Origin of the sequence: Achromobacter sp., assembly GCF_050285585.1 — a bacterium.
GTDB lineage: Bacteria > Pseudomonadota > Gammaproteobacteria > Burkholderiales > Burkholderiaceae_B > Achromobacter.
The window spans coordinates 77992-95397 of record NZ_JBLZXF010000005.1 but is presented as its reverse complement, the minus strand read 5'-3'; the positions used below and the strand labels follow the sequence as shown (position 1 = coordinate 95397).

Sequence of the window (17406 nt, the reverse complement as noted above, 5' to 3'; positions counted from 1 at the left end):
AATAGGGAAGAAAGCAGCATGTCGGAATTACCCGGAAAGGTCCGGTCTGGACCGCTGAACCTGCGGCAGATCGAGGTATTCCACGCCATCATGATCACGGGCTCGCTCAGCGCGGCTGGCCGGCTGCTGCATGTGACGCAGCCCGCTATCAGCCGGGTGCTGGCGTCGATAGAGCTGCGCCTGGGTTACGCGCTGTTCGAGCGGTTCAAGGGTCGCCTGCATCCCACCAAGGAGGCGCGCAAGCTTTTCCAGGAAGTGGAGTCCATCCAGGCCGGGGTCCATCGTCTGAACGACATGGCCGCCGGCCTGGCGGGACACGGCGGCGGCCTGGTGAGCGTGGTGTCCAGCCCAAGTTTCGGGGAGTGGCTGATTCCGGCGGCGACCGCGAAATTCTGCGCCCGCAATCCCGGCGTGCGCATCCGCTACCGGCCTTTGGGCATGGATGCGCTGCTGCCGCAGTTGCTGCTGGGCCACGCGGATATCGCGATCTCCACCTTCAAGCCCGAGCATCCCAATCTGATCACCAGCGAATTGACGCAAGGCGAGATCGTCTGCGTGCTGCCCGTGGGCCATCGGCTGGCGCGGGAAAGCGTGATCGAGCCTGCAATGCTGGCGGGCGAGATGTTGGTGGGCTATGGCCGCGATACGCCGCTGGGCGAGACGCTGTTCGATTACCTGGATCCGCTGGGGCAGGAGTTCGCTCCGGCGATCGAGGTGCGTTCGTCCCAGACGGCGTGCTCGTTCGTGCGGCAAGGCGTCGGCGTGGCCCTGGTGGACTCCTATGGACTGACGGACGCCCTGATGCACGGTCTTGTGGTGCGCCGCATCGAGCCGGCGATTGCGCTTTCGGTGCACGTATCTCATTCCCGGATCGAGCCTCCGCCTTCCATCGCCAAGGCGTTTCTGGCCCAGTTTTCCCAGATCGTCAAGAAAGAACTGCCTGCGATGACGCAGGCAATCGTCAAGCGGACCTAGCCGATTTCGGGCACGGGGAGGGGCTCGCCGGCGCCCGTCCGCTCGACAATCAGCCGGTAGTGATGCGGGCTGCGGTGCTTGGCGAAGTTGAAGACATGGTCGCGGAACGTCTGACCCATGCTCAGGTCGATGCTTGCGGTGATCACTTCGTCCTCCTCGCCGCTGGAGCGCGCCACGATCTCGCCCGACGGCGCGACGATCATCGAGCTGCCGATCATGTGGTGGCCGTCTTCGTGGCCGCACTTGGCGGCGGCGCCGACCCATACCGCGTTCTGGTAGGCGCTGGCCTGCAGCACGATTTCGTGCGTCGTGGTGCGCAGGTGGGCGGGTTCGTTCCAGTGGATGTTCAGCGAAGGCGTGTTGTAGCCCAGCACGATCAGTTCGGCGCTTTGCAGCGACATCACACGGTACGTCTCCGGCCAGCGCCGGTCGTTGCACAGGCACATGCCGATCTTGACGTCATTGGTTTCCCAGACGCCGAAACCCAGATCGCCCACTTCAAAGAACTTCTTTTCGAGATGCTGGAAGGGCGCGTCGACCTTGTGGTCGGAATGGCCGGGCAGGTGGATCTTGCGGTACTTGCCGATGATCTTCGCGCTGCGGTCCACCAGGATGGCCGTGTTGAACTGGCGGCCTTCGGGCGTCAGCTCGGCATAGCCCAGGTAGAAGCCGATGCCGAGTTCGCGCGCCGTGTCGAACAGCGGCTGCACGTCGGCGTTCGGCATGCTTTTTTCGAAATAGCGTTCCACCGCTTCGGCGTCTTCCATCCAGTAGCGGGGGAAGAAAGTCGTCAACGCCAGTTCGGGGAAGACGACGAACTCCGCCTGCCGGGCGGCAGCCTCCCGCATCATCTCCACGAGGCGGCGGACGACCGCCGCGCGGGTGTCGGCAAGATTGACGGCGCCCATCTGGGCGACTGCCAGGCCCATTTTGCGGGAGGGAGTTGCGTTGCTCACGATGTAAATCTCCAGGTGTTCTTATCGCTGTGGATTGAGTGCCATGCGCCGGTCTACGACTCGATCACGGCCGGGAAAATCTTGCGCAGCAAGGCGGCGCGAGGGCTGATTTCGCGAGTCTTCTGCAGCGGGGCCGGCAGGCCCCGGGCGATGAAGCGGCCGCGGCCGCGTTCGGCCCGCAATGCGCCGTCGTCGATGATGACCTCGCCGCGGCTGATCACCGTCGTGGGCCATCCGGTGACCTGGCGGCCTTCGTACGGCGTATAGCCGACAGCGTCGTGCAGGTCCGCGGCGCACAGGGTCACGGTTTTTTCCGGATCCCAGATTGCGATGTCGGCATCGGCGCCGACGGACAGCGTGCCCTTCTTCGGATGCAGGCCGTACATGCGGGCGTGGTTCGTCGAGGTCAGCGCGACGAATTGCTGCAGGCTCAGGCGGCCGGTGCGCACACCTTCGGAGAACAACAGGGGCATGCGCGCCTCCAGGCCCGGCAGGCCGTTGGCGATCTGCTTGAACGTCGTTGCGTCGCCGGCCGGAAGCTTGCCGGATTCGTCATAGCGGTACGGCGCGTGGTCGGACGACAGCAGCGCCAGCGTGCCGCTGTCCAGGCTTTGCCACAAGGCCTGTTGCGACGCCGGGTCGCGAGGCGGCGGGCTGCAGCAGAACTTGGCGCCTTCGACGCCGGGAATGTCGATGTCTTCGGCGGTCAGCAGCAGATAATGCGGGCAGGTTTCGCCGTACACGGGCGCGCCCAGGGTTTGCGCGGCATGGATCGCCTGCGCGCCCGCCTGCGTCGAAACGTGCACGATCAGCACCGGCACTTCGAGCACGGCGGCCAGGCTGATGGCGCGTTGCGTGGCTTCGTGTTCCGCGATGGGGTCGTGGCTCACGGCGTGGTACTTGGGAGCGGTGTGGCCGGCCGCCAGCAAGTGGCGCGCGATCCAGCTGATGACGTCATTGTTCTCCGCATGCACCATCGGCAACGCGCCCTCGCGCGCCGCGATGGCGAACACGTCCAGCAACTGCTTGTCGTCCAGCTTCAGCTTGTCGTACGTCATGAAGACCTTGAACGACGTAATGCCGGCGCGGATCAATTCCGGAAGATCACGGTTCAGGGTCTCGGCCGTGGGGTCGGAGATGATCAGGTGATAGCTGTAATCGATTACCGATTTTTCGGCGGCGGAGGCTGCATAGGCTTCCGCCACCTCGCGCAGGGACTGGCCGCGGTGCTGCGCGGCGAAGGGCACGATGGTGGTATTGCCGCCGTAGGCCGCGGAGATCGAGGCGCTGTGCCAATCGTCGGCGCACAGCACGCCCATGCTGGACAGCTGTTCCACATGGCAATGGCTGTCGATGCCGCCCGGCATCACCAGCCGGCCGCTGGCGTCGATGGCGCGCCTGCCCGGCGGAAGCTTGCCGGATATCGCGGTGATGACGCCGTCCGCGATGCCGATGTCGCCGATGAAGTCGGCTTCGGCCGTTACGATGCGGCCATTGTGCAGGGTCAGATCGAAGTCTGTCATGGAAGGTTCGAGCGCATGAGGAAACGCGCCGCGACGCGCGTCGCGGCGCGCCCGGCAGAAGACGCAAGCATGCATGCGTACGGCGAAATCCGAAACCGGGACGCGGCTCCACGCCGCAGCGCGCACGCGCCGCAGGACTTTCCGCTAAGGCACTGATTCGATGGACTATTTGAAAAGGCGTGGCGGGCTTGCCATGCTCCACGCATAACGCTGGAGCATGGGGGCTATGCAAAGTTTTATATCGGGTTTCCCCGCGCCACGACGCCTCAGAGCGCTTTGAAGGTCTTGAGATGGATGCTGGTCTCGGTGGCCGCGATGCCCTTGAGCGTGCGCAGGCGATCGAGCACTTCGGATAGCTGGTCGATGGTCGGAACGCGCAGTTCGGCCAGCAGGTCCCAGCGGCCGTTGGTGTCGTGAAGGCCGGCCACGCTGGGCTCGCCCATCAGCAGGTTTACGATCTTGCGGGTTTCGTGGCCTTCAACGGCGATGCTCATCCACGCGACGATGTCCTCGGTCTCCACTTCGGGGCGCAGCCGCACGGTATAGCCCAGGATGATGCCCCGCTCTTCCAGCTTCTGGATGCGGTTGTCGATGGTGCCGCGCGAGACGTCCAGTTTTTTCGCCAGCGTGGCGACGGAGGTGCGGGCATCGGCGCGCAATAGGCCGAGCAGGTTCTGATCGAGCGTGTCCATTGTGAAAAGCGCTAATTTTCGCTATCAGAATGGCAGGATCTTAGCGTTTTGTGTGGATTGTTGTCACTAGGAATTGGTTTGGCCATCCCCCAGAATTTCTGTTCCATAACTCGGGGAGAACCAAATGACGACGCTGCTTTCCACTTCCGATGTTGCGAAGATCGTGGCCCTGCAAGGCCCGGAGCGGGTCTTTTCCAGCTTGCTGGACTACGTGCTGTCGGATTTTCTTCGATGGCAGGAATTCGACAAGAGCGCGCGAGTGGCCAGCCATTCCGCGACCGGCGTGATCGAATTGATGCCCACGGCCGACAGCGATTTCTACAGCTTCAAGTACGTGAACGGCCATCCCGGCAATCCGCAGGCCGGGCTGTCCACGGTAATGGCGTTCGGCGCGCTGGCGCGGGTTGCGACGGGAGAGCCGCTGCTGATCAGCGAGCTGACGCTCACCACCGCGCTGCGCACCGCCGTGACTTCGGCGCTGGCGGCGCGCGCGCTGGCCAGGCCGGGCTCGCGCAGGATGGCCCTGATCGGCAATGGCGCGCAGAGCGAGTTCCAGGCGCTTGCCTTCCACTACATCCTCGGTATCGATACGCTGCACGTCTATGACGTAGACGCAGGCGCCACACGCAAGCTTGAAAGCAATCTGGCTTCGGTGCCCGGCTTGCGCGTGGTGCGCTTCGGCAGCACGGCCGATGCCGTCAAGGGCGCGGACATCGTCACCACGGTGACGGCGGACAAGGCCTACGCCACCATTCTTACCCCGGACATGGTCGAACCCGGCATGCACATCAACGCCGTGGGCGGAGACTGCCCCGGAAAGACCGAGCTGCACGCCGACGTGCTGCGCGCGGGACCGGTGTTCGTGGAATACGAGCCTCAGACACGCATCGAGGGCGATCTGCAGCAGATGCCTGCCGATTTCGCGGTGACGGAACTGTGGCGGGTGTTGACCGGCCAGCACGCCGGCCGCCGGAGCGCCGAAGAGGTGACCATTTTCGACTCCGTGGGCTTCGCGCTGGAGGATTTTTCGGCGCTGCGCTGGCTGCGCGACACCGCCATGCGGCACGGCATAGGCACGCGCATCGAGGTGGCGCCGCGGATGGCCGATCCGAAAAATCTGTTCGGCATCGTGCCCGCGGGCCGTACGGCCTCTCCCGCCCTCGCCCGCGGCTAGCCGGCCCCGCGTCGGGCCGTGGCCGAAACGTATACTGGCCCCCTTTATCTTTGCACAGGTGGGGGCCAGATGACGTTCGCTTTTCGCCCGCTGCGCGCCGGGCGCGCCTTGGCGGCCGCCGCGCTCCTGTCGACCTGCGCCGCGCCGGCGATCGCGCGGGACACGGTCTCGGCGGCCGAGGCGCAGGCCCCGCTGTCGCCCTTCATGCGCCATATGGAAGCGGCCCGCGGCCAGATCCGCGAGGCTTCGTGGGCCGCCGCCACCGATTCGGCGCGGGCCGCGCTGGATGCGGCGCGCCTCAATCGCAATCGGTACGAGATTTTCGACGCCGCGGTGCTTCTGCTCAACCTGTTGCAGAAACAGGGCCTTCATGCCGAAGCGCGCCGCGTGGCGGAAGCGCAGGTCGAGGATTTCGAACGCCTCGGCGACGATGACGGCATGGCCATCCTCCTATCGCGAGCCATAGAGGCCGGCGTGGCGGCGGGGGAAACGGCGGAGGCCGCCCGCCTCCAGGCGCGGCTCGTCGAACTGGCCCGGCCCTATCCCGCGCTGTGGAAGACCGAATCCGGCCAGCGTCTCCGCTACGCGCCGGCTGGCCTGTCCCTGCCGCTGGTGCGGGACGGCTGGGCATTGCTGCGCTTCGAGCCGGCCGATGCACGCGGCAAAGCGGCGCGGCTGGACTATGCGCGGGGACTGGACACGCGGGGCCGCATCGTCGTGCAACTGCGTATCGGCTACTCGGAAGCGCTGCGCGGCCTGGATGGCGCAGGGCGGCTGGCTCAGTTGGAGCGCGCCCTGACCGGGCCGTATGGCGAGCAGGCCGCGGCGCCGGACGTGGCGGCGGCGATGCCGGATCTCCCCTTCCAGGATCTGACGCAGGCCAAGGGCGCGGCGCGTTCCGGGAAAAAGGGAGAAGGCGTGGTCGAGGCCGAGTGGGTGGCGGCTCGCGGAGACTGGCGTCTCGACGTGCAGGCGTCGTACCCCGAGGAGTTGGAGGAAGAGGCGGGCAAGCAACTGCAGGCGCTGCTTGGCGCCGTGTCCTGGGACCCGGAGCAGCGTCTGTTCCGCGAGCGGACGATGGCTGCGCAATACGAAGCCATCAACGCGGAATGGGCCATGGCGCGGGATTGGGCCGCGGCCGCGAAGCTCGCGCAGGCGGCGCTGCCCGACGCCGCGTTTCCGCTGGAGATCGCGCGCCTGCACACGGTGATGGCCACCGCTGCCTACGAGCGCGGCGCGCTGGACGAGGCCCGGCGCCAGTACGACGCCGGGCTGGCGGCCTGGGCCTACGCGGGCAAGGCCTATCACGACGAAGTCCTGTACGAGACGGCTCTGGATCGGGCCGCGGACATCGCGTACCGCCAGGGCCGCGCAGGCGAGGCGATCGCGCTGAATCGGCGCTTCATCGAATGGGTCGGCGACCGGGACCAGGCGTGGAGCCTGCCCGAAGGCCGGGCCGAGCTCCGGAACGGGCGGACGGGGCTGGTCCTGCCGCTGCGTATCGCGGATTTCCGCCTGAAGCCGATCGGCGCAAAGCGCTTTCAATACCAGGACCTGCAAACGGGGGCGCTGCTCGGGCTGTCGGTGGAGCAAAAGGCGGGCATCGATGACCACGCGCTGGAAGCGTCCATGCGTTCCTTCATGCGCGACAAGCTGGGCCTGGCGGCGGAGGCCATGCAGGCTTTCGCCTTTGCTCCCCGTGAGCGTGAAGGCGGGACGGGGCGGGTGCAGGGAAGGAAATGGGTATTCGAGGTGTCGTCCGGGCAGGACGACGGACGCGCGCTGCGCCTGGACGGAGCGCGCGATGGCGCCGCGCCCGCGCGCATGGCGTTCTGGATCGTGGACCGCGGCGATAGCCGCGCCATTCTGCGCGCGCCGCTGACCGCGGACGGCGACGCGCGCATCGAGCAGGTGGCGCGGGCGCTGGCCTGGTAAGCCGCGTCCGCGCCTGCAGCGGGCATTCAGGCGCGGGGCGGTGTTTCAACCGGCGGCGTGCCGTCATGGAACAAGGACTTCAACTGCGTCCGCAGTTCCGGCGTATCCGCATGCTTGTGCACGGCGGTGGCATGCTGGACGGCGGCTTCAAGCAACTCGGCTTCGGAGTCCGCGGCCAGCGCCACCGAGCAATGCATTTCGCTGGGATATTCGCGGCAATCGATGTATTTGCGTGTCATGAAAGTCTCCCTGGGCGCAGGCCCGCTTGGGCCTGCGCCATAGAGGATCCGACGCGCGGCGCGGGACGCCCTGGCCGATGGCGCGTCGCAACGGCCGGGGCGTGGAAAAAGTATAGATCCGGCGGGCGCCGCTCAGAAGCTGACGCGCTGCTTCAAGGCGGCAGCGATCATGGCGATGTCGATATCCCTGCCCGGATTCTTCAGGCAGAAGTCGTACAGCACCGCCACGTAGGCATTACCCAGCAGCTTGGTGATGGTGCCTGCCGTGGTGGCGGCGATGGTTCCGCCTACCGCGCTGCCCGCTCCCGGGATGAATTTCAGCAGGCCGGAGACGACCGAGCGCCCGACCAGCGTGGCGGCGGACGCGCCCAGCGTGGACGTCACCAGCGTGGTGATGGCGGTGGTGTCCAGTTCCATGCCGAAGGTGATGCCGATCTTGGCGATCATGCCGACCTGGATGGGCACCAGCGCGAAGGCGTCGGAGAACGGGATGGGCGCGGCGGCGGCCGACGCGGCCAGCCCGGCCGCCACGTTGACCTCTATCTCAGCCCGCTTTTTTTTTACTTCCAGAGCCTTCTTGTTGCGCGTGGACAGGGCGTTGGCATACGCCCGCTGCTGCGATTCGGGGATGTGCAGCGCCGTGACCTCGATGAGCTTGTCCAGGCCCATGGGCGGCAGCTCGGCGTCCAGTTCCTCGATCCATTCCGGCAGCGCGCGCACCGCCACGACCTGCTTGGCGCGCGGCAGCAGCTTGCGCGCCTCGTCCACGAAGGCGCTGTTCTTGCGCGCCTTGGTCAGCACCGCCACCACCGGTATGCCGGCGTCGGACAGCATGTCGCAGAGTTCGATCTCGGCGTCTTCCACGCGATGACTGCTGTCCTGGATGCAGAGCCAGGCCACGTGCAGGTGCTTGTCCTGGTCGTCGGACGCGGAGCGCTCCTGGATCAGGTCGGCCAGTTGCCGGCGCGAGCGCTCGTAGTCGCCGACTTCGAGGCCGCGGGTGTCGATAATGGTGAGCGGATGCCCCGGCTTGGTGAATTCCTGGGTGGATTGGGTGACGGGTTTGCCCGCGCCGGTCTTGGCCAGATCGCCACGGAACACGGCGTTGATCAGCGTGCTCTTGCCCACGCCGGTCTTGCCCGCGACCAGGATGTTCACGCGACCCGCCCCGCGCGTCGCGGTGCTGATGGCGTCCGCGATCGCGTCCTGCAGTTGGGGAGGGTCGCTGCGGGGCGTGCTCATGGGGTGTGCGCGTAGGAAGACATGGGGACGATTCTAGCCGCGCGCGGCTCAGGCCGCTGCGGGCACGCCGTAAAGGTGGGCGGGATCGGGAAATGTCCGGTCTTTCACCTCTGCGGCATAACCCTGCGCCGCCTGCTGGATGCGGGCGGCCAGGTCATCGTAGCGTTTCACGAAGCGCGCCGTGCGGTCGAACATGCCCAGCATGTCGTCCACCACCAGCACCTGGCCGTCGCAGCGGGGGGAGGCTCCGATGCCGATGGTTGGGCAGGCGACAGCCTCGGTGATCGATGCGGCCAGGGGCTCGACGACGCCCTCGATCACCAGCGAGAACGCGCCCGCCTCGGCCACTGCGGCGGCGTCGGCGGCGATGCGGGCGTACTCCGCTTCGCCCTTGCCGCGCGCGCCGTATCCGCCCAGGATGTTCACGGCCTGGGGCGTCAGGCCCACGTGGCCCATGACCGGGATGCCGCGGGCCGAAAGATAGGCGACGGTCGGCGCCATGCTTTGTCCGCCCTCCAGTTTCACCGCGCCCGCGCCGGTTTCCTTCATGACGCGGGCGGCCGAGCGGAAGGCCTGTTCGGGGCTTTCTTCATAGCTGCCGAAGGGCATGTCTACGACGATCAGCGCGCGCCGCGAGCCGCGCACCACGGCGGCGCCGTGCGCGATCATCATGTCCAGCGTGACGGGCACGGTGGATGGCAAGCCGTAGATGGTCTGAGCCAGGCTGTCTCCCACGAGCAGGGCATCGCAGTGCGCATCCAGCAGTTCAGCCATGCGGGCCGTGTAGGCCGTCAGCATGACCAGCGGCTGCTGGCGCTTGCGGGCCCGGAACGCGGGGACACTCATCCGGGGCGTGCTGGCGGTTGCCGCGGCGGCGGCCAGGGTGGCGGTCGTAGACATCGGATTCCTTTCCTATGGGGGGCAGTGCGTGCGTCGGCGGCCGGGGCCCGCCATGCCGGTATCCGCATCGTAGCGGAATGCCGGTGTCCGCGCGCCGAGGCGCGCTAGCGGCGCGCAGGGCCTCGAAAGGCTAATCTTTGCGGCAAAACGTAATCGAAGGTGTTGCCGCGTCCGTATCGACACCGTCGCATCCTGATTCGGATTGCCTGGTATATACGCACTATGAATGCGCAGGGGGCGCTCTATGAGCCGGGCCGTCCGCGCGGCGCACCCGCGGCGGGGAGACTGGTTTTCCGTGCAATTTAGGGACGCCTTGCCGGGGGCGTGAAAGCGTTACATCTCAACGGTTTCACTCGCGTTTGCGCTGGGCCGGCTGCGTAGAATTTGTCGCTCGTCAAGTTTTTTGCGGCATACACGCAACATTGTCCATGCCTAGTTTCGGGCTCATTCCCCGCTTGCTGCGCTCGCGCCCGTTGACCAAGGGCTTGCGCTATTTCTATCGCTACACGCGGCCCCAGGCGTATCGGCACAATGAAACGTTGTGGCCTTTCGTGAAAGTGCGGCGCGACGCGGACGGGCGGCTGGCCGGATGCGAGCTGCGCGGCGTGCGCGGCCCGGCCACCACGCCGCTGGAACAGCTGGCTCGCGCCATCGCCGGCGACGCGCACCTGATTCTCAGCGGCCCTTCCGTGGCGCAGATCGATTATGCGCGCTGCCGGCTGGGCGCGGTGATGGGCGTCAATGGCTCCATCGCGCTGCGGCGGCAACGGCCCTCCCTGTGTTTCGACTACTACGCGATGCTGGACGCGGGCTTCGTCAAGCGCCGCCGCGATCTGGTGGCGGAGGTGCTGGCGCAGGACCTGACCCTGTTTGTCACGCCGGAAGTCTATCGCTGGATCGCATTCCTGTTCGACGGCCGCGCCGTGCGCTGCCGCGTCGCCCTGTTCGAGGAAGTGCATCAGCGCGCCTTGCGGCCGCGGGCGCGTCCCGAAGCGCTGGAAGCCGAGCTGGCCGAGGATTCTGGCCTGGTGCTGTTCGATGCGCGGCATCCCGTGCACGCGCACGGCTTCAGCCTGGATCCTCCGCGCGGCCTCTTCGGCGGCGGGACGGTGGCCTACACGTCCTTGCAGCTGCTGGCGTGGCTGGGCGCAAAAACCGTCTACCTGCACGGCCTGGACCTGACGGCCGCCGCAGGCCCCCGATTCTATGAAAGCGCCGCGTCGCAATTGCCCACCGCGCTGGACAGGCAGTTCTCGGGGCACATCGAACCCGCGTTCCGGCAGGCCGGGCGGCTGCTGCGCGCGCGCGGGATCAAGGTCTACAACCTGTCTCCCGCCAGCCGGCTGGGCGGCGACGTATTCGAAAAACGCCACTGGAGCTGCCTGCTGTCGCGGGAGGCGGATCCGCAAACGCTTGGGGATGTGAGCGCATGAAGATTCTCTACACCAATTTCCATCAAGGCGATGGCGGCGGCCACACGACCTATGTGATGTCGCTGGCGCGCATTCTCTGCCATAAGTCGCAGGTGACCGTGGCCGCGCCCGCGGGCAGCCGGTTGCTGGCCGAGGCGGGCGCCCTGCCCGGCGTGCGGACGATTCCGCTGGAATTCAAGGGCCGGCCGCTTGCGCAGGTCCGCGCGCTGCGCCGCCTGCGCGCGTTGCTGCGCGATGAACAGTTCGACGTGGTGCACGTCAACGGCTCCGCCGATCACAGGCTGTGCATGCTGGCGACCATGGGCATGGGCGCTCGCCGCCCTTTCATCGTCTATACCCAGCACACGGACCGCAGCGCGACGAGCCTGGGCGCGCGCGTGCGCGCCAAATGGGGCACCAATCGCGTCATCTGCGTTTGCAGCCATACCTTTCGCCGGATGAAGCAATCCGTGTTCCGCAACGAGGACCTGCGCGTGGTGCACAACGGCGTCGATACGGAGAGATGCCGTCCCGCCACGCGGAGCCAGGCGGCCCGGGCGCGGGACAGCCTGTTGCCCGGCAATATGCAGGGCCGGCTCGTGATCGGCAGCAACGCGGGGACCGCGGTCTACAAGAACTGGCTGGACATGGTCGCCGCCGTCGCGAAGCTGCCCGTTCAGCAGCGCCGGCAGGTGGTGATCCTGATTGCCGGCAAGCTGCCGGACGCCGAACAGATGCGGCGCGTGGCCGAGCTGGGCATGTCCGATCAGGTGGTGTTCACGGGCCTGCTGGACGATGTGCGCCCGTTCCTGTCCGCGCTGGACGTGGGCTTCGTGCTGTCGTCGAAGCTGGAGACGATTTCATTCGCCTGCCGCGAGATGATGGCCGCGGGCAAGCCGGTGATCGTGAGCGAAGTGGGCGGGCTGACCGAGAATGTCACGGACGGCCGCGATGGCTGGGTGGTGCCTCCCGCGTCGGTGGACAGCGTGGTCCAGGCCCTGTCCCGGATCCTGGCGAACCGGGACGCTTTGGGCAGGATGGGCGAAGAGGCGCGCAGCACGGCGCTGAAGGAGTTCTCGCTGGCCACGTTCGTCGGGAAGACCGAAAGCGTCTATCACGAGGGGCGCGCGCGGCAGCCCTACCGCCTGCGGCTCACCTCATGACCGCGGCGCCGGATCCCCGGCGCCGCGGCGGACCGCTACTCGCTGTACGTCTTGGTGCTGTACAGGCCGGCTGGAAGCAGGTTCAGCACCGGCAGCCCGCTGGCCGGGTCCTTGGCCTGCTTGTCGATGTAGGCCTGAAGCACGTCGGCGTCCAGCACGCCGATGTCCTGCCTGCGGGCGGCGGGCACATCGGCCAGGGTCTTGTAGCCGTCGCCGCCGGTGGCGTTGAAGCTCAGCACGAAAAGCCTGTAGCTGCGGTTGGCGTCCAGCGGCAGCCAGTTTCCGCTGGCCTGGTCCAGCACCTCGATGCCGGATACCCGGTTGCCCTGGGGCTGGGCGGCATTCACGTCCCAGCGCAGGCCGCCCGCGTACGGATACGGGCCGGTCGAGCCGCCTGGGCCGTAGACGGCCTGCATGCCGTCCTCCAACATGTTCTTGACCTCGGCGCCGGTCACTTCCAGGCGCCAGAGCATGTTGCCGAACGGCACGACTTCGATCACGTTGGCCGCGGTCACGTTGCCCAGCAGCGGCACGCGCACGCCGCCGCCGCTTTGCAGGGAAATGTCCGCGCCGCCGTAGTTGGCGTTGGCCACGTCCAGGTAGGCCTGGGCCACCAATTGCTGGATATCGCCGCCGCGCAGGCTGACGTTGCCCAGGGTATTGCACGCGGCGCTCGAGCGGCTGTAGTCGCGCGATCCGGGGCCGCCGGGCACGCGGCGGGAGCATAGTTCCTGCGGAACGGCGGCGACCACGCTGGCGCTGAAGGTGTCGACCTTGGCCTTGAAGGGTTGCAGCACCGTGGCGGCCCGGGCGTCCGGTTCCTGGATTCGCAGGAACCCGCTCGCCTGCACGTCCGCCCGGATCGCGGCCTCGTCGGCGGCGGCGGGCGGAGCGCCCGCCACGCTGAGCGCGCTGCCCATCAGAACGTGCGGCGTGCCGGCGCAGGCGGTGACGTCGCCCTTGGCGTCGAAGCTCACTTTCAATTCGCCGACCACCTGCGAATACTCCCAGGCCTGCACCAGGCATACGCGCTTGCCGTCCTTGTCCTGCAGCACGGTGGGATAGGCGCCGGCCGGCGAACCCACGCCGTAGTCCATCATGGCATCGGGCCCCAGCAGCGTGTGCGAATCGCCGCCCACGACCACGTCCACCCCGCTCAGGCGCGGGATGACCTGCCTGTCGTAGTCATAGCCGATATGGCTCATCACGATGATTTTGTTCACGCCCCGGGCGCGCAAGGCGTCGATCTGCTGTTGCGCGGCGGCGGTTTCGTCCGAGAACAGCGTGCCCGGATCCGGGCTGGAGGATTGCTGGGTCTTGTTGGCGATGGTCAGGCCGACGAGACCGATCGGCTGGCCATCCCGCTGGAGCACGACGGAAGGCTGGACCATGCCGGGCGCGCGCGAGGGATGCAGCGGCGAGTCGGCGCCGAAGGTGACGTTGGCGCTCAGCACCGGCGTCTGGCAGGCGCCGGAATGCAGCAGTTCGATGAACCGCTTCAGGCCGCCGTCGCCCTTGTCGAACTCGTGGTTGCCCAGCGTCATCGCGTCGAAGCAGACCGTGTTCATCAGCGCGGCGTCGGCTTCGCCGGGTTCGCCCGCGCGGTTGAAATACAGCGTGCCGGTGGTGGCGTCGCCCGCGTGCAGCGTGAGCACATTGGCCGATTGCGCGGCCAGGGCGCCGATTGCGCCGGTCACGCGGGGAAACCCGCCGGCGTCCACGCTCACGGCCAGGGGCGCGCCGCTGGCCGCCTTGAGCGTGAGGGTTTTCTTCTTGGCGTCCAGGTTGGAGTGATGATCGTTGATGTGCAGGATCGTCAGTTCCATCGGACGGGCTGGAGCCGGCTGTTCCGGCGCAGGCTGTTCGGGCGCGGGGCTGGCGGGGGTGTCGTTGTCGTCGTCGTCGCTGCCGCCGCAGCCGGCCAATAGCGCCAGGGCGCTCAGCATTGCCGCGGCGGCGTTTCTCTTCCACGTGGTCATTCGCGTGCATCCCTCCGTTATTGGAGGACGAATGGTCGCGGGTCAAGATGACGCGGAAATGAATGACAGCATTGTCATGCGCGCGGAAGACGGATCGCGCGATCGTCATGAAACGGCGCGGGCCCGGCGCAGCGCGCCGGGCCCGCGCGTATGCCCGCGTTCAGCGGGCGGCTTCGGCTCAGAAGTGGATCACCGTGCGGATCGACTTGCCTTCATGCATCAGGTCGAAGGCTTCGTTGATGCGCTCCAGCGGCAGGGTGTGCGTCACGAACGGATCGAGATCGATCTTGCCGCTCATGGCGTCTTCCACCATGCCGGGCAGCTGCGTGCGGCCCTTGACGCCGCCGAAGGCGGAGCCGCGCCAGACGCGGCCGGTGACCAGCTGGAACGGACGGGTGCTGATCTCCTGGCCGGCGCCGGCCACGCCGATGATGATGCTCTCGCCCCAGCCCTTGTGGCAGCACTCCAGGGCCGCGCGCATGACGTGCACGTTGCCGATGCATTCGAACGAGAAGTCCACGCCGCCGTCGGTCATCTCGACGATGACGTCCTGGATCGGCTTGTCGTGGTCCTTGGGGTTGACGCAGTCGGTGGCTCCCATGGCGCTGGCCAGCACGAACTTGTTGGGATTGGTGTCCACGGCGATGATGCGGCCCGCCTTGGCCTGCACCGCGCCCTGGATCACGGCCAGGCCGATGCCGCCCAGGCCGAACACGGCGACGGTATCGCCTTCCTTGACCTTGGCGGTGTTGTGCACGGCGCCCAGGCCCGTGGTAACGCCACAGCCCAGCAGGCACACCTTCTCGTGCGGAGCGGCCGGATTGATCTTGGCCAGCGAGATCTCGTTGACCACGGTGTACTCGCTGAAGGTCGAGCAACCCATGTAGTGGTACAGCGGCTTGCCTTCGTAGCTGAAGCGCGACGTGCCGTCGGGCATGACGCCCTTGCCCTGCGTGGCGCGCACTTTCTGGCACAGGTTGGTCTTGCCGGACAGGCAGAACTTGCATTCGCGGCATTCGGCCGTGTAGAGCGGAATGACGTGGTCGCCCGGTTTCAGCGACGTCACGCCTTCGCCGACCTCGACCACGACGCCGGCGCCTTCGTGGCCCAGCACGGCCGGGAACAGGCCTTCCGGATCGTCGCCGCTCAGGGTGAAGGCGTCCGTGTGGCAGACGCCCGTATGGGTGATCTTCACCAGCACCTCGCCGCGCTGCGGGGGCGCGACGTCGATTTCAACGATTTCCAGCGGCTTGCCGGGTCCGAATGCGACTGCTGCGCGTGATTTCATAGTTTTGCTCCACGAGTGTCAGGTAGCGTTACTTCAAATAGGAACGGACGATGCGCATCAGCTGCTCGACCTCGGCTTCGGGGTTGACGCTGGCCGCTTGCGGCCCGCCTTGGGAGGATTGCAGGAAAGTCTCCCGGAGATGGCTTTCAAGCACCTCGGCCATCAGGCCCGTGGCGGCGCCGCGCAGGGCGGCCAATTGCTGCAACAGCGCGCCGCACTCCGTGCCTTCGTTGACCGCGCGTTCCAATGCTAACGCCTGCCCCTGGATGCGGCGCAAGCGGGTGACGACACGTTTTTTCTCTTCCGGCGAATGCGGCACGGCAGGCTCCGAAGCAATACAGGGGGGGAGTATAAGGAATGCCGAGCTCGCCGTCCACCGCCCTACATGGGTTTCGCCATGCCGGGTCGCGCCGGTCAGCGGCCCGGATACGTTCACAGCCCATCTATACCTGTCTATACTTGGAACCTTCGTTCCCGCCGAATCGCGGCTCCTCACAGGATTTCCCGTGGCCTCTTCTCCTCCCAGACTGCCCGTTCAGGCCGATGCCCCGCCCGCTCCGCTCTACGCGCAGGTCAAGCAGATGATTGCGCAGCAGATCCGCTCCGGCGCCTGGCCGGCGCACTATCGCGTGCCCTCGGAAAGCGAGCTGGTCGATGAGCTGGGTTTCAGCCGCATGACGATCAATCGCGCGCTGCGCGAACTGACTTCCGAAGGATTGCTGGTGCGCATGCAGGGCGTGGGCACGTTCGTCGCGCAGCCCAAGGCGCGGTCGGCGCTGTTCGCGGTCAACAACATCGCGGACGAGATCGCGGCGCGCAATCATCGCCACCATAGCCGCGTCGTGCGGCTGGCGGAAGAGCCGGCCGGCGCCGAACAGGCCCAGGCGCTGGAGATCCGCGCGGGGCAGCCGGTGTTCCATTCGGTCATCGTCCACTTCGAGGACGACGTGCCGATCCAGCTGGAAGACCGCTACGTCAACGTGAAGCTCGCGCCGGATTATCTCAAGCAGGATTTCACGCGGAGCACGCCGTACGAGTACCTGACCCGCGTGGCGCCGCTGAGCGAGGGCGAGCATGTGGTCGAGGCGATTCTGGCCAAGCCGCGCGAATGCCAGTTGCTGCAGATCGACCGTGAAGAGCCCTGCCTGCTGATCAGCCGCCGCACCTGGTCGGGCGAACGCGTCGTCACGCTGGCCCGTTTGATCCACCCGGGCTCGCGTCATCGCCTGGAAGGAAAGTTCACCACATGATCTATCCCGACGTTCGGCTCTACCGCGCCGTCGACTATCCCCGCATGCCCTGGCGCAATGGCGGAGGCACCACGCAGGAAGTCGCGTGCAACCCGGGCGGCTGCACGGCCGCGTTCGACTGGCGGCTTTCCATCGCGGACGTGGCCCAGGAGGGCGGATTCTCCACCTTCTCCGGGTATCGGCGCATCATCACCGTGCTCGAAGGGCAAGGTATGCAGCTCACCGTTGACGGATGCGCGCAGGCGCCGCTGGGCCAGCGCCAGGCGTACGCCTTCTCGGGCGACTCGTCCGTGCACTGCCGCCTGGTGGACGGCCCGATCCGCGATTTCAACCTGATCTATGCGCCGGTCCGCCACCGGGCGCGGTTTCAATGGACGGGCGGAACCCGTCCCTGGACCTTCCACAGCGCGGCGCGCACGGTGCTGATCCTGAACGCGGGGCAGGATCTTTCGGTGGGCGTGAATGGCGTCGCGCATGCCGTGCCCGGACGCTACGACTGTCTGCACATCGAAGGGCAGGAAGGCCTGGCGGAGTACCGCCTGGAGGGCGCAGGCGCCTTGGACGCCTGCGTGATCGAGCTCACTCCGTCCGCCGATTGATCCGGGAAATCCCTTAGAAAAATATCAGTCTTACTATCTTGTATATACAAGCATAGGGGTCCTATGATCTGGACAAGCG

Annotated in this window: 16 protein-coding genes; 7 read left to right on the top strand and 9 right to left on the bottom strand. The window is 66.9% G+C overall.

What is annotated here, in order from left to right; genetic code table 11:
* Positions 1-18 precede the first annotated feature (18 nt).
* Positions 19-975: a LysR family transcriptional regulator gene (locus ACN6PJ_RS09565; protein WP_427995631.1), complete on the top strand. Its 957-nt coding sequence runs from the start codon at positions 19-21 to the stop codon at positions 973-975.
* Here ACN6PJ_RS09565 and ACN6PJ_RS09560 read toward each other — a convergent pair.
* From ACN6PJ_RS09560 to ACN6PJ_RS09550, 3 genes are all read right to left on the bottom strand, one after another.
* Positions 972-1904 carry an N-carbamoyl-D-amino-acid hydrolase gene (locus ACN6PJ_RS09560; protein ID WP_427995801.1) on the bottom strand — a complete coding sequence of 311 codons (933 nt, stop codon included), beginning with the start codon at positions 1902-1904 and terminating at the stop codon, positions 972-974. The genes ACN6PJ_RS09565 and ACN6PJ_RS09560 overlap by 4 nt on opposite strands.
* Before the next feature lie 80 nt (positions 1905-1984).
* Positions 1985-3454: a dihydropyrimidinase gene (hydA, locus tag ACN6PJ_RS09555; RefSeq protein WP_427995630.1), complete on the bottom strand. Its 1470-nt coding sequence runs from the start codon at positions 3452-3454 to the stop codon at positions 1985-1987.
* Positions 3455-3720: 266 nt separating this feature from the next.
* Entirely contained in the window at positions 3721-4146 is a 426-nt protein-coding gene (locus tag ACN6PJ_RS09550; RefSeq protein WP_427995629.1) for an Lrp/AsnC family transcriptional regulator, read from the bottom strand.
* A 124-nt stretch (positions 4147-4270) separates the two neighbouring features.
* Between ACN6PJ_RS09550 and ACN6PJ_RS09545 the strand changes: the two genes are divergently transcribed.
* Both ACN6PJ_RS09545 and ACN6PJ_RS09540 read left to right on the top strand, forming a co-directional pair.
* Positions 4271-5320: an ornithine cyclodeaminase gene (locus ACN6PJ_RS09545; protein ID WP_427995628.1), complete on the top strand. Its 1050-nt coding sequence runs from the start codon at positions 4271-4273 to the stop codon at positions 5318-5320.
* A gap of 69 nt (positions 5321-5389) precedes the next feature.
* Positions 5390-7255: a hypothetical protein gene (locus tag ACN6PJ_RS09540; RefSeq protein WP_427995627.1), complete on the top strand. Its 1866-nt coding sequence runs from the start codon at positions 5390-5392 to the stop codon at positions 7253-7255.
* 26 nt (positions 7256-7281) lie between these two features.
* Here ACN6PJ_RS09540 and ACN6PJ_RS09535 read toward each other — a convergent pair whose 3' ends face one another.
* The 3 genes from ACN6PJ_RS09535 to panB form a co-directional block, all read right to left on the bottom strand.
* The gene (locus tag ACN6PJ_RS09535; protein ID WP_427995626.1) at positions 7282-7494 is read right to left on the bottom strand and encodes a DUF1059 domain-containing protein; all 213 of its coding nucleotides are present in this window, start codon (positions 7492-7494) and stop codon (positions 7282-7284) included.
* A gap of 132 nt (positions 7495-7626) precedes the next feature.
* Positions 7627-8736, bottom strand: a complete 1110-nt coding sequence (locus ACN6PJ_RS09530; protein WP_427995625.1) for a GTPase — start codon at positions 8734-8736, stop codon at positions 7627-7629.
* Between the two features lie 48 nt (positions 8737-8784).
* The gene (gene panB / locus ACN6PJ_RS09525) at positions 8785-9636 is read right to left on the bottom strand and encodes a 3-methyl-2-oxobutanoate hydroxymethyltransferase (protein ID WP_427995624.1); all 852 of its coding nucleotides are present in this window, start codon (positions 9634-9636) and stop codon (positions 8785-8787) included.
* Between the two features lie 428 nt (positions 9637-10064).
* Here panB and ACN6PJ_RS09520 point away from each other — a divergent pair, with 428 nt between their 5' ends.
* Positions 10065-11069 (top strand): hypothetical protein, encoded by a 1005-nt coding sequence (locus tag ACN6PJ_RS09520; protein ID WP_427995623.1) that lies wholly within the window; start codon positions 10065-10067, stop codon positions 11067-11069.
* Complete coding sequence (locus tag ACN6PJ_RS09515; RefSeq protein WP_427995622.1) at positions 11066-12211, top strand: glycosyltransferase family 4 protein; 1146 nt, start codon at positions 11066-11068, stop codon at positions 12209-12211. The genes ACN6PJ_RS09520 and ACN6PJ_RS09515 overlap by 4 nt, the downstream gene beginning before the upstream one ends.
* A gap of 35 nt (positions 12212-12246) precedes the next feature.
* On the opposite strand, the gene ACN6PJ_RS09510 is transcribed toward ACN6PJ_RS09515, so the two are convergent.
* From ACN6PJ_RS09510 to ACN6PJ_RS09500, 3 genes are all read right to left on the bottom strand, one after another.
* A complete protein-coding gene (locus ACN6PJ_RS09510) occupies positions 12247-14190 on the bottom strand; it encodes a bifunctional metallophosphatase/5'-nucleotidase (RefSeq protein WP_427995621.1) in 1944 nt (647 codons plus the stop codon).
* A 178-nt stretch (positions 14191-14368) separates the two neighbouring features.
* A complete protein-coding gene (locus ACN6PJ_RS09505) occupies positions 14369-15478 on the bottom strand; it encodes an S-(hydroxymethyl)glutathione dehydrogenase/class III alcohol dehydrogenase (RefSeq protein ID WP_427995620.1) in 1110 nt (369 codons plus the stop codon).
* A gap of 28 nt (positions 15479-15506) precedes the next feature.
* A complete protein-coding gene (locus tag ACN6PJ_RS09500) occupies positions 15507-15797 on the bottom strand; it encodes a metal/formaldehyde-sensitive transcriptional repressor (protein WP_043541998.1) in 291 nt (96 codons plus the stop codon).
* Positions 15798-15984: 187 nt separating this feature from the next.
* Between ACN6PJ_RS09500 and hutC the strand changes: the two genes are divergently transcribed.
* Complete coding sequence (gene hutC / locus ACN6PJ_RS09495; protein WP_427995619.1) at positions 15985-16728, top strand: histidine utilization repressor; 744 nt, start codon at positions 15985-15987, stop codon at positions 16726-16728.
* Positions 16725-17327, top strand: a complete 603-nt coding sequence (locus tag ACN6PJ_RS09490) for a HutD/Ves family protein (RefSeq protein ID WP_427995618.1) — start codon at positions 16725-16727, stop codon at positions 17325-17327. Before hutC ends, ACN6PJ_RS09490 begins: the two co-directional genes overlap by 4 nt.
* Positions 17328-17406: the final 79 nt, after the last annotated feature.